At 57.7% G+C, this 26,459-nt stretch carries 29 protein-coding genes; 6 read left to right on the top strand and 23 right to left on the bottom strand.

Annotation, left to right across the window (positions count from 1 at the left end):
- Window positions 1–707: 707 nt before the first annotated feature.
- The 7 genes from EDC27_RS01885 to EDC27_RS01855 form a co-directional block, all read right to left on the bottom strand.
- The gene (locus tag EDC27_RS01885; protein ID WP_123288916.1) at window positions 708–1,169 is read right to left on the bottom strand and encodes a hypothetical protein; all 462 of its coding nucleotides are present in this window, start codon (window positions 1,167–1,169) and stop codon (window positions 708–710) included.
- Between the two features lie 35 nt (window positions 1,170–1,204).
- Window positions 1,205–3,190 carry a magnesium chelatase subunit D family protein gene (locus EDC27_RS01880; RefSeq protein WP_123288915.1) on the bottom strand — a complete coding sequence of 662 codons (1,986 nt, stop codon included), beginning with the start codon at window positions 3,188–3,190 and terminating at the stop codon, window positions 1,205–1,207.
- Window positions 3,191–3,200: 10 nt separating this feature from the next.
- Window positions 3,201–3,611 (bottom strand): methylmalonyl-CoA epimerase, encoded by a 411-nt coding sequence (mce, locus tag EDC27_RS01875; protein WP_123288914.1) that lies wholly within the window; start codon window positions 3,609–3,611, stop codon window positions 3,201–3,203.
- A 229-nt stretch (window positions 3,612–3,840) separates the two neighbouring features.
- Entirely contained in the window at window positions 3,841–4,137 is a 297-nt protein-coding gene (locus tag EDC27_RS01870) for a GxxExxY protein (protein WP_123288913.1), read from the bottom strand.
- A gap of 94 nt (window positions 4,138–4,231) precedes the next feature.
- A complete protein-coding gene (meaB, locus tag EDC27_RS01865; RefSeq protein WP_123288912.1) occupies window positions 4,232–5,182 on the bottom strand; it encodes a methylmalonyl Co-A mutase-associated GTPase MeaB in 951 nt (316 codons plus the stop codon).
- Between the two features lie 10 nt (window positions 5,183–5,192).
- Window positions 5,193–5,600, bottom strand: coding sequence for a cobalamin B12-binding domain-containing protein (locus EDC27_RS01860; protein WP_123288911.1), 408 nt, complete (start codon window positions 5,598–5,600; stop codon window positions 5,193–5,195).
- Between the two features lie 130 nt (window positions 5,601–5,730).
- Window positions 5,731–7,410, bottom strand: a complete 1,680-nt coding sequence (locus EDC27_RS01855) for an acyl-CoA mutase large subunit family protein (protein ID WP_123288910.1) — start codon at window positions 7,408–7,410, stop codon at window positions 5,731–5,733.
- Window positions 7,411–7,875: 465 nt separating this feature from the next.
- Between EDC27_RS01855 and EDC27_RS01850 the strand changes: the two genes are divergently transcribed.
- On the top strand, window positions 7,876–8,235 hold the full coding sequence (locus tag EDC27_RS01850) for a molybdenum cofactor biosynthesis protein MoaE (protein ID WP_245994159.1): 360 nt from the start codon (window positions 7,876–7,878) through the stop codon (window positions 8,233–8,235).
- A gap of 140 nt (window positions 8,236–8,375) precedes the next feature.
- Here the strand turns inward: EDC27_RS01850 and mdh are convergent, their stop codons facing one another.
- The 12 genes from mdh to EDC27_RS01790 form a co-directional block, all read right to left on the bottom strand.
- Window positions 8,376–9,311, bottom strand: a complete 936-nt coding sequence (gene mdh / locus EDC27_RS01845) for a malate dehydrogenase (RefSeq protein ID WP_123288909.1) — start codon at window positions 9,309–9,311, stop codon at window positions 8,376–8,378.
- Between the two features lie 12 nt (window positions 9,312–9,323).
- Window positions 9,324–11,378: a pyruvate carboxylase subunit B gene (locus tag EDC27_RS01840; protein WP_123288908.1), complete on the bottom strand. Its 2,055-nt coding sequence runs from the start codon at window positions 11,376–11,378 to the stop codon at window positions 9,324–9,326.
- A 46-nt stretch (window positions 11,379–11,424) separates the two neighbouring features.
- The gene (locus EDC27_RS01835; protein WP_123288907.1) at window positions 11,425–11,634 is read right to left on the bottom strand and encodes a hypothetical protein; all 210 of its coding nucleotides are present in this window, start codon (window positions 11,632–11,634) and stop codon (window positions 11,425–11,427) included.
- Between the two features lie 113 nt (window positions 11,635–11,747).
- Window positions 11,748–12,302, bottom strand: coding sequence for an HDIG domain-containing metalloprotein (locus tag EDC27_RS01830; RefSeq protein ID WP_123288906.1), 555 nt, complete (start codon window positions 12,300–12,302; stop codon window positions 11,748–11,750).
- Between the two features lie 24 nt (window positions 12,303–12,326).
- Window positions 12,327–12,656 (bottom strand): Rho termination factor N-terminal domain-containing protein, encoded by a 330-nt coding sequence (locus EDC27_RS01825; RefSeq protein WP_123288905.1) that lies wholly within the window; start codon window positions 12,654–12,656, stop codon window positions 12,327–12,329.
- Complete coding sequence (locus EDC27_RS01820) at window positions 12,649–13,437, bottom strand: slipin family protein (RefSeq protein ID WP_123289148.1); 789 nt, start codon at window positions 13,435–13,437, stop codon at window positions 12,649–12,651. Before EDC27_RS01820 ends, EDC27_RS01825 begins: the two co-directional genes overlap by 8 nt.
- A gap of 53 nt (window positions 13,438–13,490) precedes the next feature.
- On the bottom strand, window positions 13,491–14,840 hold the full coding sequence (locus EDC27_RS01815) for an NfeD family protein (protein ID WP_123288904.1): 1,350 nt from the start codon (window positions 14,838–14,840) through the stop codon (window positions 13,491–13,493).
- A gap of 23 nt (window positions 14,841–14,863) precedes the next feature.
- Window positions 14,864–15,490, bottom strand: coding sequence for a uracil-DNA glycosylase (locus tag EDC27_RS01810; protein WP_123289147.1), 627 nt, complete (start codon window positions 15,488–15,490; stop codon window positions 14,864–14,866).
- Between the two features lie 263 nt (window positions 15,491–15,753).
- Window positions 15,754–16,956: a bifunctional phosphopantothenoylcysteine decarboxylase/phosphopantothenate--cysteine ligase CoaBC gene (gene coaBC / locus EDC27_RS01805; protein WP_123289146.1), complete on the bottom strand. Its 1,203-nt coding sequence runs from the start codon at window positions 16,954–16,956 to the stop codon at window positions 15,754–15,756.
- 5 nt (window positions 16,957–16,961) lie between these two features.
- Entirely contained in the window at window positions 16,962–17,369 is a 408-nt protein-coding gene (locus EDC27_RS01800; protein WP_123288903.1) for a hypothetical protein, read from the bottom strand.
- Window positions 17,370–17,751: 382 nt separating this feature from the next.
- Window positions 17,752–18,381 (bottom strand): MBL fold metallo-hydrolase, encoded by a 630-nt coding sequence (locus tag EDC27_RS01795; RefSeq protein ID WP_123288902.1) that lies wholly within the window; start codon window positions 18,379–18,381, stop codon window positions 17,752–17,754.
- Window positions 18,382–18,464: 83 nt separating this feature from the next.
- Window positions 18,465–18,989 (bottom strand): nitroreductase family protein, encoded by a 525-nt coding sequence (locus tag EDC27_RS01790; RefSeq protein WP_123288901.1) that lies wholly within the window; start codon window positions 18,987–18,989, stop codon window positions 18,465–18,467.
- 195 nt (window positions 18,990–19,184) lie between these two features.
- On the opposite strand from EDC27_RS01790, the gene EDC27_RS01785 reads away from it, so the two are divergent.
- The 4 genes from EDC27_RS01785 (at window position 19,185) to mlaD (ending at window position 21,872) form a co-directional block, all read left to right on the top strand.
- Complete coding sequence (locus EDC27_RS01785; RefSeq protein WP_123288900.1) at window positions 19,185–19,595, top strand: STAS domain-containing protein; 411 nt, start codon at window positions 19,185–19,187, stop codon at window positions 19,593–19,595.
- A gap of 24 nt (window positions 19,596–19,619) precedes the next feature.
- A complete protein-coding gene (locus tag EDC27_RS01780; protein ID WP_170161514.1) occupies window positions 19,620–20,456 on the top strand; it encodes an ABC transporter ATP-binding protein in 837 nt (278 codons plus the stop codon).
- A gap of 33 nt (window positions 20,457–20,489) precedes the next feature.
- Window positions 20,490–21,284 carry an MlaE family ABC transporter permease gene (locus EDC27_RS01775; RefSeq protein WP_245994157.1) on the top strand — a complete coding sequence of 265 codons (795 nt, stop codon included), beginning with the start codon at window positions 20,490–20,492 and terminating at the stop codon, window positions 21,282–21,284.
- 135 nt (window positions 21,285–21,419) lie between these two features.
- Window positions 21,420–21,872 (top strand): outer membrane lipid asymmetry maintenance protein MlaD, encoded by a 453-nt coding sequence (gene mlaD / locus EDC27_RS01770; protein WP_123288898.1) that lies wholly within the window; start codon window positions 21,420–21,422, stop codon window positions 21,870–21,872.
- Window positions 21,873–21,938: 66 nt separating this feature from the next.
- Here mlaD and EDC27_RS01765 read toward each other — a convergent pair whose 3' ends face one another.
- From EDC27_RS01765 to EDC27_RS01755, 3 genes are all read right to left on the bottom strand, one after another.
- A complete protein-coding gene (locus tag EDC27_RS01765) occupies window positions 21,939–22,208 on the bottom strand; it encodes an Lpp/OprI family alanine-zipper lipoprotein (RefSeq protein ID WP_123288897.1) in 270 nt (89 codons plus the stop codon).
- 76 nt (window positions 22,209–22,284) lie between these two features.
- Entirely contained in the window at window positions 22,285–23,307 is a 1,023-nt protein-coding gene (locus tag EDC27_RS01760) for a L,D-transpeptidase family protein (RefSeq protein WP_123288896.1), read from the bottom strand.
- 79 nt (window positions 23,308–23,386) lie between these two features.
- Window positions 23,387–24,109 (bottom strand): 5-formyltetrahydrofolate cyclo-ligase, encoded by a 723-nt coding sequence (locus EDC27_RS01755; protein WP_123288895.1) that lies wholly within the window; start codon window positions 24,107–24,109, stop codon window positions 23,387–23,389.
- 102 nt (window positions 24,110–24,211) lie between these two features.
- Between EDC27_RS01755 and EDC27_RS01750 the strand changes: the two genes are divergently transcribed.
- Window positions 24,212–25,354, top strand: coding sequence for a class II fructose-bisphosphate aldolase (locus EDC27_RS01750; protein WP_123288894.1), 1,143 nt, complete (start codon window positions 24,212–24,214; stop codon window positions 25,352–25,354).
- Between the two features lie 379 nt (window positions 25,355–25,733).
- On the opposite strand, the gene EDC27_RS01745 is transcribed toward EDC27_RS01750, so the two are convergent.
- Window positions 25,734–26,393 carry a sulfotransferase family 2 domain-containing protein gene (locus tag EDC27_RS01745; RefSeq protein ID WP_123288893.1) on the bottom strand — a complete coding sequence of 220 codons (660 nt, stop codon included), beginning with the start codon at window positions 26,391–26,393 and terminating at the stop codon, window positions 25,734–25,736.
- Between the last annotated feature and the right edge of the window lie 66 nt (window positions 26,394–26,459).

Genomic DNA, 26,459 nt, shown 5'->3' with positions numbered 1-26,459 from the left:
CGGTGAGCTCCGGCGTTGTCGCGGGCGTGGGGGTAAAAAGATCACGAGCACGGCAAAAACGCGAGAGTCCTTGGGCGGGGCGCACGGTTTGTGCGCCCCGGTGCTTTTCGGTGTCATGACCCCTAGGAATCAAGACCAAAATGTGCGTTGTTGTGACCGAGCTGCTCTTGGGTTTTCTGTAGGGATTACGTCGGGGCAGCCCTTGTGGCTGCCCCTAATAGGGTCAGGTAAGGGGCCTGCAGGGCAGGCACAGGGGCCTGCCCCTACGCGAGGCATCCATGCCGATTGCCAGGAAATCCGGCCGTTAGACAGCGCATTCCATCAGATGCGGCAGAGATCGTCAGGTTCCCATGTGGTGGCCGGGGGATTTTCGCGGTCAATAGACCTGCGTTGGGGTTGTCTGGCTGACATCGTGCTCCCGTGCCACATTCACGATGGTTTTGTGGCCTTTGAGAATCTCCAGCACGATCTTCCTTTGACGATTGGCCGTTCATCTTTGCCTTCGAATTGGCTTAACCACGCTTTCTTGCACCGCACACCCCCTTTCGCAGACCAAATCCAACGCTTATGGCTGGTTCAGTCCAATGCGGGGTCACTATAACGGGACGGGGCGCTGGAACGAGGCCCCGGCTCAAGCTTTCCTCTCTGAAGGCCTGTGAAAAGAGGCGTGCAAAAGCGTGGGGCGTCGGGATGCAAAAGGATGGCAGCTAGAGGAGATGATAGCTCTTGAGAATGGATGCCAGGTCCTCGTTTTTGGCAGCGAATTCGCGCAGGGCCAGGATCACGTCCCGAAGGCGGCCTTCCCGCTCCAGGTCTTCCTTGGTCTCCTTTTTTGCTTGCGAGACGATGGTCCGGCGGTCCCAATAGGCGAAGCCGATGACCGCCACCACCAGGGACGTGAAAATGCCGGCGAGAATGTACAGAAAGTGCATGAGCTGATCAAAGCGCTTGTCCACTTGCTCAAGGCGTTTATCGATCTGCTCAAAGCGTTTATCGATCTGCTCAAAGCGTTTGTCAATTTCCAGCATGCGGGTGCGCAATTCGATGAGCAGATCCCGGTCCTGGCGCGTGAATCCGGGCTCTTGGGCGAGAAGGGGACCGGAAGCGGTCAACACCCCGAAAAGCCCGGCCATGAGGACCACAAGCCATGCGATTTGTTGTTTTTTCATCGCGGTTTCCTTCAGACTTTTTACGTATGCATTTATCACGAGCTGTCGGGGCCGGCAAGGGAGCGCGATGACCGATGGCTAAAGAGGCGGTCCACAGGGAGATAGAGGGCACCCATGCGGCGGGCGATTTCATAGGCACAGCCACCGGCCATGGGATCCCGTTCCGTGTCCACGAAGACGGCTTGAATGCCTTGGCGTTGAACTTCCCTGGCATAATGAAAGGTTTCGTCAAGGGGATCCGCCCCAAAGGCGCTCATGTTGGGGCGCCCGTCGGAAAACACAAGCATGACAGGAAGGGTTTCAGGGTTCTTGCGTTTTTCCTGCACCAGCAGGCGAAGCCCCAGGTGAAGTCCCATGGAAAGCGGCGTGCGGCCCCCCACCGGTAAGGCTTCGACAGCCTGGGCCGCATCCCGAATATTGTGCGTCAGGGGCAGGAGCACCTCCGCGGCCGTGTGCCGAAAGGTCACAATGCCCAGTTTGTCCCGTCGAAAGTAAAGGTCTTGAAGGAGCGCGTCGATCACCCCTTTGGTCAGGGCCATGCGGTCGTTGCTACGCATACTGGCACTGGAGTCCACAACCATGACCAGGGAAAGCCCGGTCTTGCGCGATCGCTTGCGCACGCGGATATCGTGAGCCAGCAGCACGGGCCGCCCGTTGCCGTTGCCGTTGCCGTTTTGACGGCTTTTCTGGTAGGGCGCGGCCGCTCGAAGGGTTCCCAGGATGGACACGTCGCTGAAAGGTTCGCCGGGCAGGGGGCATCGCGCTCCATGGACGGTCCCGGAATGTTGCGAAAAGGGGATGGAAAACCTCCGTCCGGGATGGGTCCCGGGCTGAAGGCGATGCCATGGCATGTGGGCCAAAACGGCTCGGCTCATCGGGCACAGGTGCGTCACGCATTCCCCCGGCACTGGGGCGCTTTGAGCGTGGGCCGAAGGCTTGGGTGCGTTGTGATGGACGGGCACCCAGGGCTGAGCCTCTCCGGCTCCCGCACCGCCTTCCGATGGCAACAGCTCTTTGAGCTTTTCTTCATCCAGTTCGGCCTTTTCCAAAGGCGTTTTCTTCACCCGGTGCGGCAGCACAAGGCGTGCGGCCAAATGAAGGTCGTGCGCCGTGACCGCACTTCGGCCTTCCAGCGCGGCGTGGGCTCGAGCCGCCTTGATCATGGCGATGTCCGCGCGATGCCCGTCTGTGCCCATGGCCATGGCGATGCGCGAGGCCAGTTCCAGCAGTTCTTCGGTTAAGGCGATGCGATGAAGGCTTTCTTGTGCCGATCGAATACGCTGGGCCAAAGCACGGTCTTGTGCAGCCCATCGAGATCGAAAACCTTCAGGGTCGGCTTCAAAAGCCAAACGGCGCTTGACGATTTCCACGCGTTCCTGCACCGAGTCGATGCCTCGAATGGTAACCGAAAGTCCGAAACGGTCCAGGAGTTGCGGCCTGAGATCGCCCTCCTCCGGATTCATGGTGCCCACGAGAATGAATCGGCTGGCATGGGCAAAGCTGATCCCTTCACGCTCCACCACGTTTCGGCCCGAAGCCGCGGCATCGAGAAAGAGATCGACGATCTGATCGTTGAGCAAATTGACTTCGTCCACGTACAGAATGCCCCGGTGCGCTTCGGCGAGAAGACCCGGTTCAAAGGCCTTTTGGCCCGTTTTGAGGGCTTTTTCGATGTCAATGGTTCCCAAGAGTCGGTCTTCGGTGGTGCCTATGGGAAGATTGACCAGTGGCACCCTGCGTTGGACCACGGAAAGGGTCTGCCCCGCTGCGACCTTTTCTCGGCACAACGGGCACAGCTCTTCCGGTCTGTCCGGATCACACCGAAATGGGCAATTTTCCACCACGCGAATGGTGGGCAAAAGGTCGGCCAAGGCCCGCACGCCCGTGGACTTGGCCGTGCCTCGTTCGCCCTTGATGAGCACGCCACCCAGGGATGGGTCCACCACATTGAGCAGCAGAGCCCGTTTCATGAGATCCTGGCCGACCAGGGCCGAAAAAGGAAAGGTGCGTTCTACAGTCATGGGACGGGTCCTACGCGTCCTTTCGCTCACACAACTCCACCAACACGCCGCCCGTGGCCTTGGGGTGTAAAAAGGCGATGCGGGCCCCTCCGGCCCCTTGGCGCGGTGTTTGATCGATGAGCTGGACGCCTTGCGCTTTCAGTTCTTCCAAAGCGGCGTCGATGTTTTCCACACGAAAGGCGATATGGTGCACGCCTTCGCCTTTTTTTTCAATGAATTTGGCCACCGGGCCATCGGCAGCGGTGGATTCGAGGAGTTCGACTTCCGTGTCGCCCACGGGAAAGAAGGCCGTGATGACCTTTTGTTCGGCGACGGTTTCGCGGCCGTGATCCGGCAGGCCCAGGATTTCGCGATAAAGCTTTTGCGCTTGGTCGATGGATTTGACGGCGATACCGATATGGTCCACTTTGAGCACTTTCATGGGCGATCCTCCTTTGGGGGTTTTGGAATATGTGGGATGGTTGCATGACCTGTTCACATGTTTTGGGTGACGTGAAAAACGGAAAAATCACCGCCTAGGCGCAGTGGGCTGAGAAACGGGGTCCCCCGGATGCGTGCGCCCCCCTGCGCCTTCGGCACAACGCAACCTGTCTTGAATATAAACTCGAGGCGGTGGATGCCGTCTTTCAAAACAGGCGCGTTGTGGTTGATCAAAAGCCCCACGGAACGGCCCGTGAGCTTGCGGTTCGAAAGGACCCTGGCGGTTCCATGTGTTTGCATGCGTTAGACTCTACAAGGACCGTGTCTTCGACCAAAAAGTCCGGTCGATCGCCGCATTCCAGATTTTTGCCCTTGTCGCTTAGGGGCAGGGTGCCGGCGTCTGTAAGCCATGCCCCTTGGGCTTCCCTCATGGCCCAGGCCTTCTTCAGACGTGGATTCCAAAAGGCTCGGCCCCACATGCCGATGCCCATCCATCGCCGGGCCAAGGATTCGGGACGCAAGCTCATGGAGATTCATGGGGCTTCACTTTCACGGGAATGTGCGCGAACCGTCGACGCGTGACGGCGCCGCAGCCCGGCCTTTGCGAGCTCTGCGGGGCCATCACTCCTTGAGCCACCGCGCCAGCACGTCCTGCATGGCGCGGTAGGGGCTTTCTCGCTTTTCCACAATGGCTTCCACCAGGGCGTCCAGCTGGCCGTTGGCCGTCAGCCGTTCATAAAGGCGCCGAAAGACTTCGGCGTGGATCATTCGCAAGGTTTCATCGCGAGTTCGTTGGCGCCGCTTTTCTTCCAGCGCTCCGGATGCCTTCAGGAATTGCCGGTGCGCGTTAACCGCCTGCAGAAGGTCGTCAATGCCCTGGTCTTCCACGGCGACGGTCCGCACCACAGGGGGCGTCCAGGCCCGTTCCTTGATGTGGGCATCCTGTTCCACGCGAGAGGTCACTTCGGTGTAGAGCTGGTCCGTTCCCGGGCGATCCGCCTTGTTGATGATGAAGATGTCCGCGATTTCCATCACCCCGGCCTTCATGCTCTGAATCGTGTCGCCTAGACCCGGAACCAGCACCAGGCACGTGGTGTCGGCCAGCCGAATGATGTCCACCTCGTCCTGGCCGACCCCGACCGTTTCGATGACGATGATGTCCTTGCCAAAGGCGTCCAAGACCTTGACCACCTCCCCGGTGGCTTTGGCCAACCCGCCGAGATAACCTCGAGTGGCCATGCTGCGAATGAAGACTCCCGGGTCCGTGGCAAGACGGCTCATGCGCACGCGGTCCCCCAGAACCGCTCCGCCCGAGAACGGACTGCTGGGGTCCACGGCAATGATCCCGACGGTGAGGCCTTGGCGACGCAAAGCAAAGGTGAACTTGTCCGTCAAAGTGCTCTTACCCGCTCCAGGCGATCCCGTGATCCCCACGACGTAAGCTCGACCCGTGTGCGGGTAGAGCCGTTCCATATGTTCCAGGGCTCGCGCGTCTTCGTCTTCCAACCAGCTGATGAGCCGAGCCGCCGCCCGAGGCGATCCTTCCAGCACTTCCTTGGCGTAGTCTCGCATGGGAAATCCGTTAATCGCGCTTGCGCACGTTGTTCTTGATGAATTCCACGATCTTGGCCGTGGGCGTGCCCGGGCCGAAGATTTCGGCCACCCCAGCCTTTTTCAGTTCCGGCACGTCTTCCGAAGGAATGATGCCGCCGCCCACAACAAGCACGTCGTCCAGGCCTTTTTCCTTAAGAAGCTGCACCACGCGAGGAAAGAAATACATGTGCACGCCCGAAAGGCTGGAAAGCCCGACCACATCGGCGTCTTCCTGTATAGCGGTTTCTACAATCATTTCCGGGGTTTGTCGAAGCCCCGTGTACACCACTTCCATGCCCGCTTCCGCGAAAATGCGGGCCAACAACTTGGCGCCGCGGTCATGGCCGTCCAAGCCGGGTTTGGCCACAATGATCTTGATCTTTCTGTCCTGAGCCATTTTGTTCCTCCACTGGGCGACCACCCTGTATTCTTAGGGTAGGGCGCTCTTTGCCGCTTTCGCTTGGGGCGCGAAAGGGGCAAAAGGGGTCTATTCTGCGATTTCTTTGGGCTTTTTGGTGACTTTTTTCTTACACGAATTCCTTGGGCCGATATTCCCCAAAGATTTCCCGCCACACGTCGCAGATTTCTCCGATGGTGGCCCGAGCCTTGACCGCGTCGATGACGGCCGGCATGACGTTTTCCTCGGACCGGGACACCTCGCGCAGGCGATCCAGAGCAGCCTTCCACGTGGCCTGATCCCTTTCAGCACGCAGTTTTTTAAGTTTCGCCGCTTCGATTTCTCCCAGTTTCATGTCCACCTTAAGAAGATTCGTGGGTTCGGGTTCTTCCATGGTGTATTTATTGATGCCTACGTAGACTCGGTCGCCGCTTTCGATTTCTTTTTGGAACCGGTAAGCGCTGTCCTGAATTTCCTTTTGAATGTAGCCCTGTTCGATGGCGGCCAGTGTGCCTCCCATGGCATCGATCTTTTTGATGTACTCTTCGATATCCGCTTCGATTTTGTCCGTCATGGCTTCCACGAAATAGGACCCGGCCAGGGGATCGATGGTGTCGGTGGCGCCGCTTTCTTCGGCCACAATCTGTTGCGTTCTCAGGGCCACCGTCACGGCTTCCTGCGTGGGCAGGCACAGGGCTTCGTCGTAGGAGTTGGTGTGCAGCGACTGGCAACCGCCCAAAGCGGCCGCGTAGGCTTGCAGGGCCACGCGCACGATGTTGTTCAGGGGCTGTTGGGCCGTGAGGGTCACGCCGCCCGTTTGCACATGGTAGCGCATCATCATGGAGCGCGGATTCTTGGCGCCGAATCGTTCTTTCATGATTCGGGCCCAGACTCGGCGACCGGCACGGAATTTGGCCACTTCTTCCAGCACATTGGTAAAGGCGTTAAAGAAAAAGCTCAGGCGCGGGGCAAAGCTGTCCACGGCAAGACCTCGATCCACGCAGGCCTGCACGTAGGCGATGCCGTCGGCGATGGTAAAGGCCATTTCCTGAGCCGCCGTGGATCCCGCCTCGCGAATGTGGTAGCCGCTGATGGAGATGGTGTTCCATCTGGGCACGTGTTTGAAGCAATACTCGATGAGGTCCACCGTCAGGCGCATGCTGGGCTTGGGTGGAAAGATATATTGGCCTCGGCAGATGATTTCCTTGAGAATATCGTTTTGCACGGTGCCGCCGACCTTGTCAAAGGGAACCCCTTGTTCTTCGGCAATGGCCAGGTACATGGCCAGAAGCACCGTGGCCGGCGCGTTGATGGTCATGGACGTGGTCACCTTATCCAGAGGAATGCCGTCAAAGAGGATCTTCATGTCGTCCAAGGAATCGATGGCCACGCCCACCTTGCCCACTTCGCCCATGGACAGTGGGTGATCGCTGTCGTAGCCTGCTTGGGTCGGCAGATCAAAGGCCACGCTGAGACCCGTCTGGCCTTGCTCCAAAAGGTACCGGTAACGGGCATTGCTTTCGCGGGCATTGCCAAACCCGGCGTATTGGCGCATGGTCCAGTACCGGCCCCGATACATGGTCGGCTGGACTCCGCGCGTGAACGGAAACTGGCCCGGATACCCCAGATCCCGCTCGTAGTCCAGGTTTTGCACATCCAGCGGGGTGTAAAGCCTTTGTACAGGCGTGCCCGAAATGCTCGTGAACACCGCCTTACGTTCGGGTGCCTTGGACAGGGTTTTGGTCAGCGTGTTTTTTTCCCAGTTTTCTTTTCCGGCCCGAATGCGTTCCAGTGCCTTGTCGTCAAACATGATGACCCTCCTCAATGGCTTTCCGCGTTGGCCCCAAAGACGCCCGAGGCCCGAAAAGGGGATGGCCCCTTTGAACCCATGGGCGTCGAAACGGTTTTGGCGTCGACAGGGGTTGACAAAAAAGGGGAGCACAGGCAGGGACAAAGATTATCGATGGGCTCGTTCGATGGGGAACTTTCCCAAGGTACATTATGCGCTGATGCATTCGGCCTGGGGCCGAGTCGGGTCTTGAGCCCGTCACGATTCTGGTCCCGTTTGGAGCGTCGGAAAAGGGAATCGACCGATGGATAAGCCGCATGAATTTTCACAGGAACACAGCACTTATACATTGTAGGAAAAACCGATGCAAGAGGCAGTGCGAAGGGAAAGAGCGACTGTGAGCGACGGGTGAACCACAGTGGTTTTCAGGAAACCACTGTGGTCGAAGCTGGGTGAAAACAGCAATCGCTTGAAAAGGGGAAAGGCATGGTCACTTTGCAGGCAATGATCGACGATTTGAAAAAAAGGCTGGATCCGGCCACGGTGGGCATGTTTGCCTGCCACAACGGCGTGGTGCGGGCCACGAGCCGAAGCGGCGCGCCGGCCACGGCCCTGGATATCGACTGCGACCGAGATGCTTGGGATCGCGTGTTGGCGGACGTTCGATCCCGGCCGGGCATTGCCGCCGTGGAAGCCTACCTGCACACGGGTCGGCGTCACGTGGGCGATGACGTGCTTTTGGTGGTGGTGGCGGGGGATATTCGAGAAAACGTCTTTCCTGTGCTGGAAGAAACGGTCAATCGGCTCAAGAAGGAAGCCGTAAAAAAGGAGGAACACTTGAGCTGAAGCCTGGCCTCGCGCACCGGCAGGAGCACGAGGGGGACCGGTGAAGGCCGGTCCCCTCAACGAAAAAGGTCGTGAAAAGATCTTTTTGAGGGCGCGTTGGAGCCTTGGCTGTGCCGGGAATTGGCGCCCTTTAGGGCGTCTTAAAGCTGAATCTTCTGCACCAAGGATTTGACGGCGTCCACGGACTTTTGGAATGCGGCCTTTTCCTCGGGAAGGAGGGTGATTTCAATGACCTGCTCCACACCGCCGGCACCCAACTTCACGGGAACGCCAACGAAATAACCACCCACACCGTATTCCTTGTCACAGTAAGCCGCGCACGGCATAATGCGCTTTTTGTCCTTGAGAATCGATTCGGCCATGCTTACCGCCGACGCCGACGGCGCAAAGAAAGCACTGCCCGTTTTCAACAGATTGACGATTTCCGCGCCGCCATTGCGCGTGCGTTCCACCAGGGCTTGGATCCTTTCCGGCGGCAGAAGGTCGGGCAGAGGAATACCCGCCACGGTGGAATACCGGGGCAGGGGCACCATGGTGTCGCCGTGGCCGCCGAGAACAAAGGCTGTGACGTCTTCCACGGAAACATTCAGTTCCATGGCGATAAAAGCGCGAAACCGGGCCGCATCCAGCACGCCCGCCATGCCCATAACGCGATGGGTTGGAAAGCCGCTCACTTTGTGGGCCACATAGACCATGGCGTCCAAAGGGTTGGAGACGATGATGAGGTACGCGTTGGGAGAGTGCTTGGCGATGTTTTCCGTTACGGTCTTCACGATGTCCGTGTTCTTGAACAAGAGATCGTCTCGGCTCATTCCGGGTTTTCTTGGCAATCCCGCCGTGATAATGACCACGTCGGAGTCGGCCGTGTCTTTGTAATCGTTGGTGCCGACGATCTGCGCATCAAAGCCTTCCACCGGTGAAGCCTGCATCAGGTCCAAGGCTTTGCCCTGGGGCATGCCTTCGATGATGTCGATGAGGCACACGTCCCCCAGTTCCTTGGCCGCTGCCCAATGGGCCGCCGTGGCTCCCACAAATCCCGCTCCAACCACCGTGATTTTCTTCCGCTTGAGACGCATCGTTTTCGCTCCTTATTCACCGATTACAGCCAGCACATCGCCCTTTTGCACGCTGTCGCCGTCTTTGTAATTGATCTTGAGAACCGTTCCGGCCACGGGGCTTGTGATGGAGTTTTCCATCTTCATGGCTTCCAGAATGAGAACCACATCCCCTTCGTTGACCGTGTCGCCTTCCTTCTTTTCATAGCGAATGATCATGCCCGGCATGGGGGCTTCGATGTTGGTGGCACCCTTGACGGGAGCCGCCGCGGGCTTGGGCGGAGGTGGAGCGGCGGCAGGCTGCGCTGCCGGAGCGGGAGCGGGTCTAGGCGGTGGGGGCGGCACCATGGGCTGCGGTCCCGTGGGTTGCGGGGCCACGGGTTGCGGGGCCACGGGTTGTGCCGGAGCGGGTGGCGCGACGGGTTGCGCCATGGGCGTTATCTGGGTGACCAGAGGCATGCCGCCCACCTGTTCCACTTCCACTTCAAAGTATTCCCCATCCACGAACACATTGAACGTGCACACGCCTGGACCTTTGGGCGGCGCTTCCTTTGTGGGCTTTTCCACCAACAGGCCTGCCTTCGCCTTTTTCATGAGTTCCTCCTCCGCCTTGACCTGTTCCAAAGTTTTAGGCTTGACCTCGTCCGGAATGGGTTCATGGCCGTATTTCCAGCGCAGGAACCGTTTGCCCGTGGTGGGATACAGGGCGTAGATGAGCACATCGTCGAGGTCCTTGGCCAAGCCTTCCACGTCCTTTTTCGCCTTTTCCAGCTCGGGTTCCAGGACGTCGGCGGGGCGTACCGAAATGGGTGTCTCCCCGCGTGGGTATCCCTTGAGGGCTTTCTTTTGCACGTCAGGGTCGATAGGCACGGGGGTCTTCCCGTAGAGGCCATAACAGAGGTCTTTAACTTGGGCGGTGATCATCTTGTAGCGTTCGTCCTCGGTGTCGAACAGCACATTGTTCACCGTTTGAATGCCCACAATTTGGCTGGTGGGCGTCACCAGAGGCACCTGGCCCAGCTCGCGCCGCACGATGGGCAACTGCCGAAACACTTCGTCCAGCTTGTCCATCGCGTCCATTTCCCGCAACTGGTTCACCAAGTTGGACAGCATGCCGCCCGGCGTCTGGTGCAGCAGAACGTTGATGTCGATGATGGACATGCGGTCATCCAGTAAGTGACGGTACTTGGGCGAAATTTTTTCCATGTATTCGCTGCATTTGGCCAAGAGCTTCAGGTCCATGCCCGTGTCCCGGTTGGTGCCCTTGAGCGCCACCACCAAAGGTTCCACGGCCGGGTGTGAGGTGCGGTAGGCCCATGGGGACAGGCAGGTGTCCACAATGTCCACGCCGGCTTCGATGGCCTTGAGCAACGACATGTCCGCCATGCCCGAGGTGAAATGACTGTGCAGATGAATGGGCACGTTGACATTTTCCTTCAAGGTCTTGATGAGGACATAGGCATCATAGGGAGCGATGAGGCCGGCCATGTCCTTGATACAAATGGTGTCCGCACCCATGTCTGCCAGTTGTTTGGCCTTGGACACATAGTAGTCCAGGTTGTAGACTTCGCCGCCCATGCGCGATTCGGTCAGCGAATAGCAGATGGCGCCCTGAAAGTGCTTACCGTGTTTTTTGATGACCTTGACGGCTGTCTCGAAGTTGCGAAAATCGTTCAGGGCATCAAAGACGCGAAAGATGTCGATGCCGTTTTCACAGGCTCGTTCCACAAAAGCTTCCGCCACATCGTCCGGATAGTTGCGGTAGCCCACCAGGTTCTGACCGCGCAACAGCATGGAAAACGGGGTGTTCTTGATGTATTTTTTCAGGGTGCGAATGCGTTCCCACGGGTCTTCGCCCAGGAATCGATGCATGGTGTCAAAGGTGGCTCCGCCCCACACTTCCATGGAATAAAAGCCCACCTTATCCATATCTTCGGCGATGGGCAGAAAATCTTCCGTACGGCCCCGCGTGGCGAACAGGGACTGGTGTCCATCACGAAAGGTAAGGTCCTGAATCTTGACGGGATGCGTCACGGGAATGGGCTCATCCACGAGTCCGGCACTCAACACGCCATGCTGTTCCGCCATTGTGCGTCTCCTTTTGATTCGAGAAGGGGTCGTGAGAGGGTCGCGTTTATCGCGCGAGGCGCAACTGCCACAGACGCCTCATTTCCATTATGGATTGACGCCCCGAAAAGGCCCACGCACTGAACGGGGCAATGGGTTTCGGAGGTTCTGGCGCGCGCTCGGCGGGAGCGTGCGCGGCGGCGTGGGCCGCTTGCGCCTGCATGTAATAGGCAACAGCCGCCGTGATGGCGGCAACGATTTTCGGCTCCACCTTCATGAGCACTCCTTTTCCACGACCAGGGCCACACCGGCGGCCCGTTTCAGGCGAAAGGGCCGCGTGCCGAAAAAAGATCCTACGGCCGCGACCGCTTCTTTCCCAGAGTGTGCTCTCTACAGCCCCAGTTCCGAGGCGATGTCCGACATGGCTTTGAGGCTCAAGGCGATAAAGTCGTCCAAAGGCACATCGATTTTTTCGCACAACCGAATATGGTCCCGGTTGACGGATCGGGCAAAATCCTTGCTCTTCATGCGCTTCTTGATGGATTTTACTTTCACGGCGGCGATTTTCTTTTCCGGATGCACCAAAGCTGCGGCCACCACAAGGCCGGTGATGGTTTCCGCGCAGGTGAGCGCATAGTCCAGGCGGGTGATCCTTTCCAGACCCAGGGCTTCTGCGTTGTGGCGCAAGATGGCGTCCTTGACCTCCGGGGAAAGATCCGTGCCGTCCAAGATTTCCACTGTCTTCTTGCCGTGTTCGGACGGAACGTCCTTGGTGATTTCATAGTCCAGATCATGCAGAAGCCCGGCAATGGCCCAGGTTTCCTCATCTTCCTGAAAACGCCGGGCCAATTCCCGCATGATAGCCTGGGTTGCCAGACAATGCTTCTTGAGAGTGTTTGAGTGAAGATGTTTGTCTAGTAAAACGAGGGCGTCGTCGTAGGTCATGGGTCGATTCGAATTCCTTCCGGGTTAAGCCGCCCGGCGTGTTTTTTTCTTAAGGTTACTGATGCGGCGGCGGAACGCATCCGCCAGCTTGGTGTTGCCGGCTTCTTTGGCTTCGTCGCGCTTGCGTTTCAATTCGCGAATCTTGGCCTTGAGCAATCGCACATCCAGGGTTTTCTGTTTGGTAGTTTCTTCCACAATGCCCTTGGCGCGCTTGATGGCGGTGATGAGTTCCGCCTTGTTCATGGCGTGCACCCCCACGATGCCTTCCAGAGTGAGGGCCATTTCCCGCAATTCCTTGGCGGTCATTTTGTCCAGAGGCTTTTCTTTAACCTGCTTTTCTTTCTTCTTACCCATTGTCCGACTCCTTTTTCGCTTTCGCCGTCATGGTTCCGGGATCCGAGAGAAAAGGCCGGATGAGATCAATCGGCACGGGGAAAATGGTGGTGGAATTGTTTTCCGAAGCAATCTCCCTCAAGGTCTGGAGGTACCTTAACTGCATGGCCATGGGGCTTTCCTGAATAATCTGCGCCGCCTCACGCAGCCGATTGGCCGCCTGAAATTCCCCTTCCGCATGAATCACCTTGGCGCGCCGTTCCCGCTCCGCTTCCGCCTGGCGCGCCATGGCCCGCTGCATTTCCTGCGGCAGGTCGATGTGCTTCAATTCCACAACCGTGACCTTGATGCCCCAAGGGTCCGTGTGCCGGTCCAGAATGTCCTGAAGATGGGCGTTAATCTTTTCCCTTTCGGCCAATAATTCATCCAATTCGGCCTGGCCGCACACGCTGCGCAACGTCGTCTGCGCCAACTGGCTCGTGGCATACAGATAGTTTTCCACGGAAATGACCGCTTTGACGGGATCCACCACGCGAAAGTAAATGACCGCATTCACTTTGACGGAAACGTTGTCCCGAGTGATCACATCTTGAGCCGGCACATCCGCCGCCACCAATCGCAAGCTCACCTTCTGCATGCGGTCGATGACGGGAATCAGCAAAATCAACCCCGGACCCTTCGCCGCAATCACTCGACCCAAGCGGAAAACCACGCCTCGCTCGTATTCGTTGAGCACACGAATGGCATTGGCCAGAAACAGAACCACCAAAACAACCACGGTCGCCAGGCCGTAAAGAGACATAAAAGCCTCCGATATTTCAAGGAAAATCAGAATCATGCTCGGGGCAACGGCCCCTATTTATCATTGATCCCGGTGACGTGCAACTTCAAATTCTGAACGGCCACCACGCGCACGCGAGCGCCTTTCGGAAGAGGTTCATCGCTGACGGCATTCCACAGTTCCCCTTGGACAAAGACTTTACCTTCGGGATTCAGGGCCTGGGTCACGGTGCCTTCGGCGCCGATGAGGGCTTCCATGCCCACCTGAGGCCGTCTCATATGGGCTCGAAAGGCCAAAGCGGCCACGCCGGCAAAGAAGGCCGACACGGTCAGCACCGTGGGAATGAACACGGGCATGGCCAGGCGAAAGGGTTGTCCCGGCACGCGAAAGAGCATGAGGGATCCCAGAATAAGGCAAAGGGTGCCGGCAAGGCTGAGCATTCCGTAGCTGGCCACTTTGATTTCCAGAATAAAGAAGATGATCGCCAGGACAATCAGAATAAAGCCGGCGTAATTGACCGGAATGGTCTGCATGGCGTAAAAGGCCAGCACCAGGCTGATGGCTCCGATGACGCCGGGCAGCACCACGCCGGGTTGGGACAGTTCGAAATAGAGGCCGGCCAGGCCGATCATGAGCAAAATATAGGCGATATTGGGGTTGCTGATAGCTCGAAGGACCTTGTGGCGCCATTTCGGTTCAATGGGCACGATTTCTTTGCCGCGTGTGCGAATCGTTCGTTGGTACCCTTTGCGTTGCACCTGCCAGCCGTCTAGCTGTGTGATGAGATCGGGTAGATCCTGCGCTACGAGATCGATGACATTCTGCGCAAAGGCTTCTTCGGCCGTGGCGGAAACACTTTTTCGCACCGCCTCTTCAAGCCACTCGGCGTTTCGACCGCGTTCTTCGGCCAGGCTTTTCACAAAGGCCACCAGATCGTTCACCACCTTTTCGTTCATGGTTTCCGGAACATCGCCTCCGGTGGCCGTCACCGGATGGGCGGCGCCGATGTTGGTTCCCGGGGCCATGGCCGCCACATCGGCGGCCGCCGTGATGAAAACACCCGCCGAAGCCGCCTGCGCCCCGCTCGGCGACACATAGACCACAACCGGCACTTTGGCGTTCATGATGGCCTTGACCATGCCTCGCATGGCCGTGACCAAGCCGCCCGGGGTGTCCAGTTCGACGATAAGGCATTCGGCGCTGTCTTCTTCGGCCACGGCAATGGCGTGTTCGATGAAATCCTGAAGCCCCGGATTGATGGTATCGTGCACGTGCACGATGTAGATCGGGCGGTTTCCCGCCGAGGCGTGGGCCGGCACCGTAAAGCCTAGGGCCAGAAGAACACAACAGGCCGCGCTCAACATGGCCATGGCCATGACCCGGTGAAGGCGGCGTCTCTTCATGAGGCGATGCGCCAAGAACATGTAAGCACTCCTGTTCAGCCGCACTATGGTTTTTCTGTGGAGTTGAATGCCTTGAGCCGTTCCATCACTTCTTGAAGGTCCTTCCAAGCCTCGGCCTTTTTGGCCCCGTTGCGCAAGAGGTACGCGGGATGATACGTGGCGATGAGCGGTATGCCTCGCCACAGATGAATCTTTTGCCGAAGCTCGGAAATGGGCGTGCTGCATCCTAGCAGGGTCTGGCTTGCACAAGCTCCCAAGGTACAGATAACCTGTGGGCGAATGGCTTCCAACTGCCTGAAGAGAAAAGGCGCGCACTGCTGAATTTCTTCAGGCAAGGGCACGCGGTTTCTCGGAGGACGACACTTGACCACGTTGCAGATGTAGACGTGTTCGCGACGCCATCCCATGGCGCGAATCATTTTGTTCAGCAGTTGGCCTGCCTGGCCCACGAAAGGGCGCCCCAGCCGGTCTTCGTCCGCTCCAGGGCCTTCTCCCACAAACACGAGCCGCGCCGTCGCATTGCCTTCTCCGAAAACGATGTGCGTCCGTCCCTGGTGCAAAGGACAGCGCCGGCAGTCTCCGAGATCCGTGCGAATCTCTTCCAAAAGTTTTATCTTGGCTTGGCGTTCGGCTTCCCGTGCGGCGAGGCCTTTGACGGGTTCGTTCTCCATGGGTGAGGAACCCTTTTCAAGGCCTTGAAGCTGTGGATTCTGGTCCCGTGTGACCCTTGCCTCGCTCCTCTGTGGTTTCACGGGGGACTTTCCCGGAAGCAGTACCTCTCGCAATCCCCAAAGCCTCAAGCCAAGCAGTGTGCTTCGAAGGCTTTGAAGATCCTCGTCATCCTTCACCGGAAGACTCCCAAACGTTCTTCGGTTTTTGGCCAAGCCCCGTGCCTTGGGCGCTCCTTATGGCAGGGCTCGGAGCCGGTTGTGCATTACCGTGCTCCCAGGGATTCGATACGGTCCAACAGGCGGCGGGCGATTTCTTCTTTGGAAAGACAGGGCAGTTCCTCCACGCCGCCGAAACGATCCAGAACCTTCACCACATTGGTGTCGGATCGAAACCCTGCGCCGGGCTGCGTGAGATCGTTGGCCACGATGAGGTCAAGGTTTTTTCTTTGAAGCTTTTCCGTGGCGTTTCGCACCAGGTGTTCTGTTTCCGCGGCAAAGCCCACAAGAATCTGCCCTGGTTTTTTGTTCTTACCGAGCCCGGCCAGGATATCCGGGTTGCGCACCAAACGAATCGTCAGCTCTTCATCGTCCTTCTTAATCTTGTGCGGCGCGGCCTCTTCCGGGCGATAGTCGCTCACGGCAGCGGCCATGATCACCAGATGGGCCTCCTCAGCCAAGGTGCGGACGACGCGTTCCATGTCCCGCGCCGTGGTGATGCGATGGGTGGTAAGGCCCGCTGGGTCGGGCAGAGTGGTGGGCCCGGTCACCAGGTCCACAGAAGCGCCGCGTCGGGCCGCTTCCGCGGCCAGAGCAAAGCCCATCTTGCCTGAAGACGGGTTGGTTATGAAGCGCACCGGGTCGAAGGGTTCCCAGGTGGGTCCGGCACTGACCAGCACTTTCTTGCCCTGAAGCGTCTGCGGCGTAAGGGCTCGGCGGGCTGTTTCCAAAATGACCGAAAGATCCGCCAGTCTTCCGGGGCCTTCTTCGCCGCAGGCCAAAGACCCAGATGCTGGTTCCACGATTCGAACACCGCGGCGCTTCAAGGTGGCCAGGTTGTCCTGGGTGGCCGGGTGTGCGAGCATCTTGTGATTCATGGCGGGGCAAACAATAACGGGCGCTTCCACGGCAAGCAGCACCGTGGTGAGGTAATTGTCGGCAATGCCGCAGGCCATTTTGGCCAGAGTATTGGCCGTGGCCGGAACCACGACCACCAAATCGGCGCTGCGGGCCGCATGAATATGGCCGATTTCCGATTCCATACCCAGGTCAAACAGGTCGGTGAGCACCGGGCGCCCCGACAGGGTCTGCAGGGTCAATGGCGTAAGAAATTGCTGCGCCGCCCGCGTCATGATGACCTGGACTCCGGCTCCACATTTCACCAGCAGCCGAACAAGTTCCGCCGCCTTGTACGCGGCGATGCCGCCCGTGACGCCCACAAGAACGTTTTTGCCTCGAAGTCTTTCCATGGGATTCACTGAAGCGTTGTGCTCTTGATGGTTGATGTGTCGCCCTGGCGCGGCTCGTTCAAAGGCTCCAAGGATCCGGATCGATTTTCTGCCCCCGTGGGAACCACGAACACTTCCACATAGGTGTTGTAGGTGGATTCTCGAATGCTGATGATGCAAAAGCGATCAGGTTTTTCAAAAAGCAGGATCCACTTGCGGTATCGAATATCGCCGCGGTGTTTCCAGTTTTCACGAGCCATAGACACCATGAAAAAGTTCACGACCGAACTGGGTTCCACGCGCCCTTTGAGGGTGAGCATGCCGCCCTTGACGGTCCCTCCCTGAAACACGGTGGATTCTTGGGTGACCAAGGAGAGCTCGCTGGGCATGGGAATGTCCGGAAAATCGTAGTAGCTGGGCGATGCTGCCGTCATCGTGCCGGTTGTGGACGCCGGTGCAGACCCCGCCGAGGTCGACGAGGTTTGGGTGCTGAACCAGGCACATCCGCCCAGAGACAGAACCACGAGGCCGAGCCCTAGGAGCCTCAACAGCGTGCTTGCGAATGGCTGCCGACCCCTAGTTTTCTGGCTTACGTGCCGATCGCGGAGACGGGGGTTCTGGTTTTCCATCGTTTTGTGGGCTCCCGCTTTCGCGGGAGGGACGAGAGGGTGCATTCTCGGCCAGACGCTGTGGAGCACGTCTATGGAGCGTTTGGCGTTGGTTTTCGAGCAAGTCACGAAGGTGCGCCTATGAGGGCACTCGCCTCGAATCCTTTGAGTCTTTCGTTGCATGAGCCGCCTCCTTTGCCGTGCCTGATCAAAAGAAAGGATTGGTGCGCTTTTCTATGCCCACGGTCGTTTCCGGTCCATGGCCTGGCAGCACCCGCGTGGCGTCGTCCATGGGGAAAATCTTGTCCTTTACGGACTGAATGAGCTTGGTGTAGGAGCCGCCGGGAAAATCCGTTCGGCCAATGGATCCGGCAAACAGCGTGTCTCCGACAAACAGAACTTTGGCTTCGGGCAGATGAAACGCCACATGCCCAGGGGTATGTCCCGGTGTTTCCAGCACCTTGAGACGAAGGTTTCCAAAGCTCAGTTCTGCGCCTTCTTCCAGCCATTCATCCACCTTGCCGTGAGAAGATCCCGTCGCCGCGGTAAAGACAGCGCCAAGCCCCACCTTGTGGTCCATGAGCAGGGGTTCGTCCTTAGGATGCAGAAAGATGAGCCCACCCAGGGCTTCCTTGAGCGCCCAGGCGTCCAGCACATGATCGAAATGACCGTGCGTGTTCAATATGGCCACCAAGGTCACATCGAGCTCTTGCAGGCGGCCGATGATGCGTGACGCTTCGCCTCCGGGATCGATCACCACTCCCTGACGGGTTTCTTCATCGCAGAGCAGGTAGCAGTTGGTTTGGAGCATGCCCACCACGAGTCGTTCGAGAATCATGGCCTCTCCTTGGAACGCATCGAGCCCGACGCCTTCGGGGCATGGGTGTTTTGGCGCAACGCCCTAGCCTGAATCGGTGCGTTTCAGCGTTCGAACACGATGAGTTCTTCCAAAGGGCGACGGTGGGACTTTTGCCGGCGATGCGCCGGGTAGCCCAGGGCGATGACGGCCATGAGTTCCAATCGGTCGGGAAGCCCCAGCCGGTCTCGAACCGCATCCTTGTTTTTCAAAATTTCTCCGATCCAAACGGCCCCCAGGCCGAAGCCATGAGCCGCCAGCAGAAAATTCTGAATGGCGGCGCCCACGGCTTGGCAATCCTTGACGTAGTCGTAGGAGCCTTCCTTGTCCAGAAACACGGGGACCAAAACGGCCGCCGCCTTGAGCGTGGCGCTGTAGCGCGTGAGGGCGGCCAGGCTCTCTTTCAAGGCCGAATCCCACACGATGGCGAAACGCCACGGCTGATTGTTCAAGCCCGAAGGGGCCCACGAGGCGGCCCGCAGAAGTTCCATCACAGTGCTTCGATCCACCGGCGCGTCGCTGAAATGGCGCACGCTGCGCCTTTCGTAAATGGCCGTCAAAACATCGGGAAAAGAACCTGTGCTTTCCATAAAGACTCCTCGATAACCTTAGGGCTTGGTCACATGCGGGCTTGAGGGGTTGCGTTTTCCACGACGAGACCGCAATATATTCGCAGCCAACGGCAAGGGTCAAGGAAAGCTCTGAGCTTTCTTCACCCTGGAGCCTTAAACCTGTATGAGAAGAATCTTGCGCACGGGCTACGAGATTCAAAGAACTTTCGTGTCATGCCGGCGCTTTTTTGGCATGATGAGGGCCGCATCCCGGCGCCCTTGAACATCACTTTGGGCCAGGGACTTAAGGGAATTGGCAGCGAGGAGCACGCTGTGGCGTTTTCGGTGACGTGGGAACAGGATGGATCAGGGCGGATTTTTCTCCAGGGTCATCTCAATCGTGATACGGTGCCGATGTTGCGTCGTCGGCTTTTTCGTGAGGTGTTGAACAGGCGTGTGGCGCGTCTTTGTGTGAATCTGTCTTCTGTAGATCGAATGGACACGGCCGGGTTGGCGCTTCTTGTGGAGCTGCGAAATGCCCTGGCTCGCCAAAATGGAGAACTGTGTCTCGACGGAGTGACTGAGTCTGTGCGGCGCCTCATCGACCTGGCTCGACTGAATAACCTCTTGGTCGTCTCAGACTAAATGCAAGGAGCTCGGGGCGCACGGATGGGAATCGGCAACAATGGGCTTGGAAGCCCCATCATTCAGGTCAGGAACCTCAGCAGCCATTATGGTGGCCGAACGATCTTGCATGAGATTAGTTTCGACATTCCCTCGGGCAAGGTGACGGTCATCATGGGAGTGAGCGGCTGCGGCAAAAGCACGCTCCTCCGCCACCTTATCGGTCTCAAGCCTACGGCTCCAGGGTGCCTTTTTGTGGAAGGAGAAGACGCAGGTCTTTTCCGTACCGCTCAATGGAACGCCTACCGAAAGCGGCTGGGGGTGCTGTTTCAAGGGGGCGCCTTGTTTAGTTCCCTTTCGGTGCGGGACAATTTGGCCGTTCCCTTGCGCGTGCACACACGACTTGCGGAAAGCACCATTCGCATCATAACGGACATCAAGCTTCACCAGGTGGGATTGACGGAGTTTGGAGACTTTATGCCGTCCCAGCTCAGTGGAGGCATGCGCAAACGCGCCGGATTGGCTCGAGCCATGGTCATGGACCCCGAAATTCTTTTCGTGGACGAGCCCTCCTCGGGCTTGGATCCCATCACGGCGGCGGGCTTGGATGAACTCCTGGTGGAGCTCAAGCACGCCATGGGGATGACCCTGGTCGTGGTGACCCATGAATTGGAGAGCGCCTTTCGCATTGCCGACCAGATCGTGGTGATGGATGCCGGAAGGATTCTCGCTGCGGGAACTCCTGAGGCCGTGCGTTCCTGTGAGGACATTCGTGTGCGGCAGTTCCTGGAGCGGCGCGCCGATGAGCGGGCCGTGGATCAGGGGCGCTACGAAAAACGGCTGGCGGCCATAGGGTCGAAAAAACGGGTGCCGCCATTTTAGGAAGGAATTCTGTAAGCTCTAAAGGAGCGCACCGTGACGGACGTCTGGCATCTTTTGAACCAACTGGGCCGTTGGGGCTTGAACCATGTACGGGGGACAGGCCGCGCCGGTGTTTTTCTCTATGAGACGGTGCGGGGCATCTTTCGCCCTCCCAAGAAATTCCACAGTGTTGTTCGCCATATGTACTTCATTGGCACCAAGTCCTTTTTCGTCATCGGGTTTACGGCGGCTTTTACCGGCATGGTGCTGGGTTTGCAAGGTTACTATACCCTGTCCAAATTCGGTTCCGAAGGGCTCTTGGGAGCGGCCGTGGCCTTGAGCCTCATTCGAGAACTGGGGCCCGTCCTTTCCGCCCTCATGGTCACCGGGCGGGCCGGATCGGCCATCTGCGCCGAAATCGGCATCATGCGCATCGAAGAACAGATTGACGCGCTGGAGTGCATGGCCATTGATCCACATGCCTATTTGGTGTCCCCGCGCCTTGTGGCGTCACTCATCGCGCTGCCGCTGCTCACCGCGTTCTTTGACGTGGTGGGCATCGTGGGAGGCTATCTGGTGGGGGTGGCCCTTTTGGGCGTGAATCCCGGGGCCTATGTGGACGGGATGCAAAAGTCTGTGGAATGGGTCGATGTGTCCATGGGAATCGTCAAGTCGATTCTCTTTGCGCTGCTCTTTCTGTGGATCTGCACCTACAAGGGGTATTACGCCGGAGTGGACGAAGGGCGCTTTGGGCCTGAAGATGTGAGCCGAGCCACCACGGACGCCGTGGTTATATCGTCCGTGGCCATTCTGGTTGGCGATTACGTGGCCACATCCTTGCTGCTGTAAGGGATGGGACCATTTTGGGGGGTGGCTTTGATGGGGATGCCGTGTTGATGAGACGGCGCGAGAAAATGCCTATGAAAGCAGAAAACCTTCGCGGCTGCGTGGACGGCAGGCGAAGGTATGGAGAAAGGGGTGCCAATGAACCGCCAATCGTGGACCGTGGAGACAGGCGTCGGGCTTTTTCTCCTCATTGGTTTGGTCTGTGTCGCCTATCTTTCGTTCAACCTGGGGGATGTACGCCTTTGGGGTGGGGGAGACTACATGGTGCATGCCCGTTTTTCCAACGTGTCGGGTCTGAAAAAAAAGGCGTCCGTGACCATGGCCGGCGTGGAAATCGGGCGTGTGGAAGATATTCGGCTCGAAGACGGCGACGCAGTGGTGACGTTGCGCATCTATGGCGTGCCTTTGGAAGAGGACGTGATCGCCAGTATTAAGACCATGGGCATCATAGGAGATAAATACATTGCCGTGAGTGCCGGGGCTTCCGATGAACGGATTCCCCCGAACGGATGGATTCGAGAAACGCAGCCCCCCTTGGATGTGGAGGAACTGATTGGTAGATTCGTTTTCGGGTCCATGGAAAAGAAGTAGTGAAAGAGAAAGCCGGCGTGGAAACGCCGGCTTTCTCTTTGAGCAAAAAAGAGGCAGGTGAAAGTCTTACTTTTTCAAGTGCTTCATGAAAATGGATTCCGCCTTGTTGGCCATTTGTTCCGCGCGATCGGCAGCCGCTTCAGCCCTCTGAGCGGCCGCTTCGGCTCGTTGCGCGGCCTGAACATTTGCCGGTTGCGCCTGTTCCAGCGCGTTCAGCCTTTGCATCATCTGGTCCTGTTGCGCCTGCAGTTGCTGGACGGCGCTTTGGCTGGCACAGCCTCCCAGAACGGACGTGCACAATGCGAGAACAAAAACCACCGCCATTACCCTTTTCATGAGTCTTTCCTCCTCTGAAACATGTTAGCGCACTCTAAAACAACCCACCACTCCCCGAACAATGCAGTAAATTATTCTAGAAAGTATTGGCCCCAAAATCAAGAATCTCCTTAAGGGTCCCTGCGTCTTCGGCCAAGGTGGTGGAAGGGACCCTTTCCACGGTGCTCACGTCCGTGGGCACGCCGTTTTGAAGACGCACGGCGAGAGCAAACCGCCTGCGGTCCACGCGGCTCGCCCAGCTGGATTGGTCCAGCTTTTCCATGGCGTAGCGGGTGTAGTCGTCGATCTTGCGATACACGTCGGGGTGAGCTTCCACGTAAACTCGGCCGTTTTTTATTCCTAGCTTTAGGGGTTCGTAGATGATTTCCACACGCGTTCCCACCGCCACCTGAGGGTAAAGGAGGCGAATGTGTTCCGGGTAGCATCGAATGCACCCATGGCTTACCAGTCTTCCTACACCCCACGGCATGTGGGTTCCATGAATGCCATAGGGGCCGATGGAAAGTTTCAGCATGTATTCGCCTAAGGGGTTTTCAGGGCCTGGAGGCATGACCTTCATGCCGTACTTGGCCTGAAGGGATTCGGGAATGTACCAGGAAGGGTTGGGTCTCTTTTCGGCGATGTAGCCGACCTTGATGGGTGTTTCCCAGCCTTCGTCGCCGATGCCGATGGGGTAGGTTTGCACCGTCTTGGATTTCTTGTCAAAGAGGTAGAGGCGCAGTTCCGGAATATTGATGACCAGTTCCTCGAGCCGTGTGGGAGGAAGCACCCACAGCGTGGGGATGATGAGGCTCTTTTGTTTAGGCGGCAGCCAAGGGTCCATGCGAGGATAAAGCAGAGCCATTTCGTTGTAGCCCAGCCCGTAGGTTCGAGCGATGTCCAGAAGGCTTTCTCCTTGTTTGACCTGGTGAAGGCGAGGTTGTCCCACCACGGTTTGCGAATCAAGATCATAGGGGTATTTGAATATCTCGGCCGTAAAGACATTCTGTTCCGCCTGGGACGTTCCCGAAAGGACCGATATGAAAAAAATTATTCCGGTCAGAACCCTTTGGGTCCACCGAAGTTTTTTGGGGATCGGACACTGTGTCAGAGAATCCATGGTGCTTCCATAACCTCCTTGGCGCTTCGATCCTAACCCGCCTCCCCGCCCGCTCCCTTAGACGAAAGGATAAAAATCTTCAAGTGGATGCCATGCCCTTGTGTTTTTTCAGAAAGAAAAGAACCTCGTTTCGGCGAAGTGTTTTTTTGTCCACCACGTCCCATACAATCGGCACCTGCACCGGGCCGTGCCACGTGGTCTGAAGGCTTCTCTGTTCCGTAATGATCCAGTGCAGAAAAACATCGGTGGGTTTCATGGGAAGGGTGTCCACCACATGCGCCTCGGGCACAACCCCCAGGACGGCCGTGCGGGCATGGAGCCAGCCCAAAGTGGCAAGGCACGCCACCTGCAAATCCATCAGGCCCGATCCGTCGCCCAGACGCCCGCCGTCTCGAGAGGCCGCCAGGCAGGGCATGACCATCACATCCACACGCACCTTTTCTCCCGCGCGAAGGGCGATGCGGTGCGCCCAGGGATTGGGCGATCGAAACGAAGCGGCCGCGGTCCTTTGAGGGCGAGGAATCCTTTGAGGGTTCACAAGATAGAAGCCCTGGTGCATTTTCGGGGAGGCGAAAACCAGGTTTTTGCCATCGAGAAGGACGTTGACGCCTATTTGCCGAAAAAAGGCGGTCGGGGGCACGAGCACGCAGGAGGCGTTTCGGTAAACCACAAGGCGACGCAACCGTTCGGCCACCTTGCCGGCACAGCTATTGAGAAAAGCTTCATGAGCCGTTGCCTGAATGCCAGAGCAAAACTGTTCACGAAGGGCGTTTTTGATGGCGCAGATCTGGTGATTTTCCATGGCCTTTGGGTTTCCTTTCGGCAAAACTTGCCCTTTTTTGACGGATTCTCTATACAAGAAGCAATCTAGTTTGAACAACCAGCGGGAAAAGGAGCGTCCACCATGGCTTGGAAAGACTACCGCCCCGAAAACGTTAAGAAAAGATTTCCCCACTCCATTGTGCCTCTTGTGAACGGCAAAGCGTTGATCCGTGCCGCGAAAAAGCACAAGAGCATGATTATGGCCACCAACATTCGTTGCCGTTTGCCGGTGGAGGGCATCGTTCGGGCTTCCATGGCCACCCAGGCACCGGTGATGTACGAAATCGCCAAATCCGAACTCACCTACACGGAATTCACTCCCGCCTCCTTCGTGGACTTCATCATTAAAGAAAACGAAAGGCTCGGGAACACTCAGGTGCCTTTTGCCATTCACGGGGACCATATCACGGTCAAAAAAATGGAGGACGTGGATTCGGTGCGCGCCCTCATCGCCGCCGAAATGGAAGCGGGCTACACCTCTTTTGCCATCGATGCTTCCCATATGGAAAACGAAAAGAACCTGGAAGCCACCACCGAACTGGCTCGACCCATCATCGAAGCGGGGCTGAGTCTGGAGGTGGAACTGGGAGAGATTGGGGCCAAGAGCGGCAGTGCCGAAGGGTTTACGCGGCCCGATGAAGCCGAGTGGTTCATTGGCAATCTGGTGAAAAACGGCGTGCATCCGGATCTTCTGGCCATCAACAACGGATCCATTCACGGCACCTATTTCGGCACGACTCAGGAAGGGATTCAGCTGGATCTGACCCTGGAAATCTGGAAAGCCATTCAGCCTTGGAATGTGGATATTGCCCAGCACGGCATCACGGGCACTTCGTTGGAAAAGATCACATCCTTTATCAACTACGGTATCCGCAAAGGCAACGTGGGCACCCTTTGGCAAAACGTGTCCTTTGGCTTGGCCATGAATCAGAACGGCAATGCCATCACGACGCCGGAAAAAGGCTACGTGAAACGGCCCTATCGCGGCATTCCCGATGAACTCTGGCAGGAAATGTGGGCCTGGGCCGTGGAAACGGGCAACATCGGCGGAAACATCAAGAAAGCCAACCAGGTCTTTGCCCCCAAACTCAACGCCATCGCTCCGGAATACAAGGAACGCATCACGGCCCACGCCTACGAAGAGGCCGTGCGGCTCTTTGAAGCCACGCATTCCATCGGGTTGGCCGAGGCCGTCTGGAAGGAATTGGAAGCCATGGCGTCCTAGCCCCCTGGCCGAGAATGGCCGTTCAAAGTACGGGTCTCGGGCACGCTGTCCGCAGTGTGTCCGAGCTCATGCAAACCTTTCGAATCTTTTCGGCGGCATTGAAGAAAAGCTGATCTGTCCCTTCCGCGAAAGCGGGAGTACGTATTTTCTTGATAACGCTGGACTTGCCCTTTCCCTCGCCGGGTGGGCGAAGCCATGGAAACCCTTTCGCCTCTTTTCCATGGCTTCGATGAAGAACGCCACGGTGCCTCCCGTGCAAGCGGAAAACCCCAGGTCCTCTTGAAAGTTTTGGGTCCGCCCATTCCAAGGCGCCGCGCCCGATTCCTATCAACCGTCCCTTCCGCAGAAGCGGGAGTTCATATCTGCCGTCATGGGTACGTCACACGTCGTCAAACCGGTAGCCGAACAGTTCGATATCGCGCCGAAAATGCTGCGCCACCATCTCGGCTGTCTCGTCCGTGTAATAAGCTCGGTAGTCCCTTCGGTCCGCGGCCTTTCTTTTGTGAGGAAGCTTGGGAGGTCGAATGCCTATCCTGTGGCAGGCTTCCGTGAAATCCTCCTCTAGCCTTTCATAACGCCCCACAAAGTCCACAAGAAGACGTCCGTCCAAATCCACCAAATAGTCCACTTGGCGCTCGATGGAGACGTCGAAATGAAAAACGTAGGGCCTATTGGGATCGAACTTGTGCTTGAGAAAATCTTCAAAGGTCTCCAGGCCTTTCATCAAGTGGGGGCGTTCCCGTCGAATGTGATGAAACGAGCTGACCTGCAAGTCCCAAGGGTTGCGAACGAAGGCGAATTTGAAAAGATTGTTGAAAAAGTCGCGCGGCAGCATTTCTTTGGCGGCAATCACCTTGGCATGCCGAGGCAGCTTGCAGGCCAAGCGGTGGCCGAAGAGAGCGCTCAGGCGGCTGCACACAAAAAGGGGAATGCGGTACGGGTCGCGCCACTTGTAGGACCGCAAGGCCACGCGAATACTGGTGCCCCCCGTCTTGGGAATGTGCACAAAGAGAAACTTGTATTTTGGTGAAAGCAGCACGGGCTTTTTTCTCCCCCTTGAAGGTCAGGTCCTTCGCTGCGGGCTGCGTCTTGACCCGGCAGAGTG

This window comes from Desulfosoma caldarium, from assembly GCF_003751385.1.
GTDB lineage: Bacteria > Desulfobacterota > Syntrophobacteria > Syntrophobacterales > DSM-9756 > Desulfosoma > Desulfosoma caldarium.
Note: the sequence above shows the minus strand (reverse complement) of the source record. Positions and strands in the feature narration are given on the sequence as shown.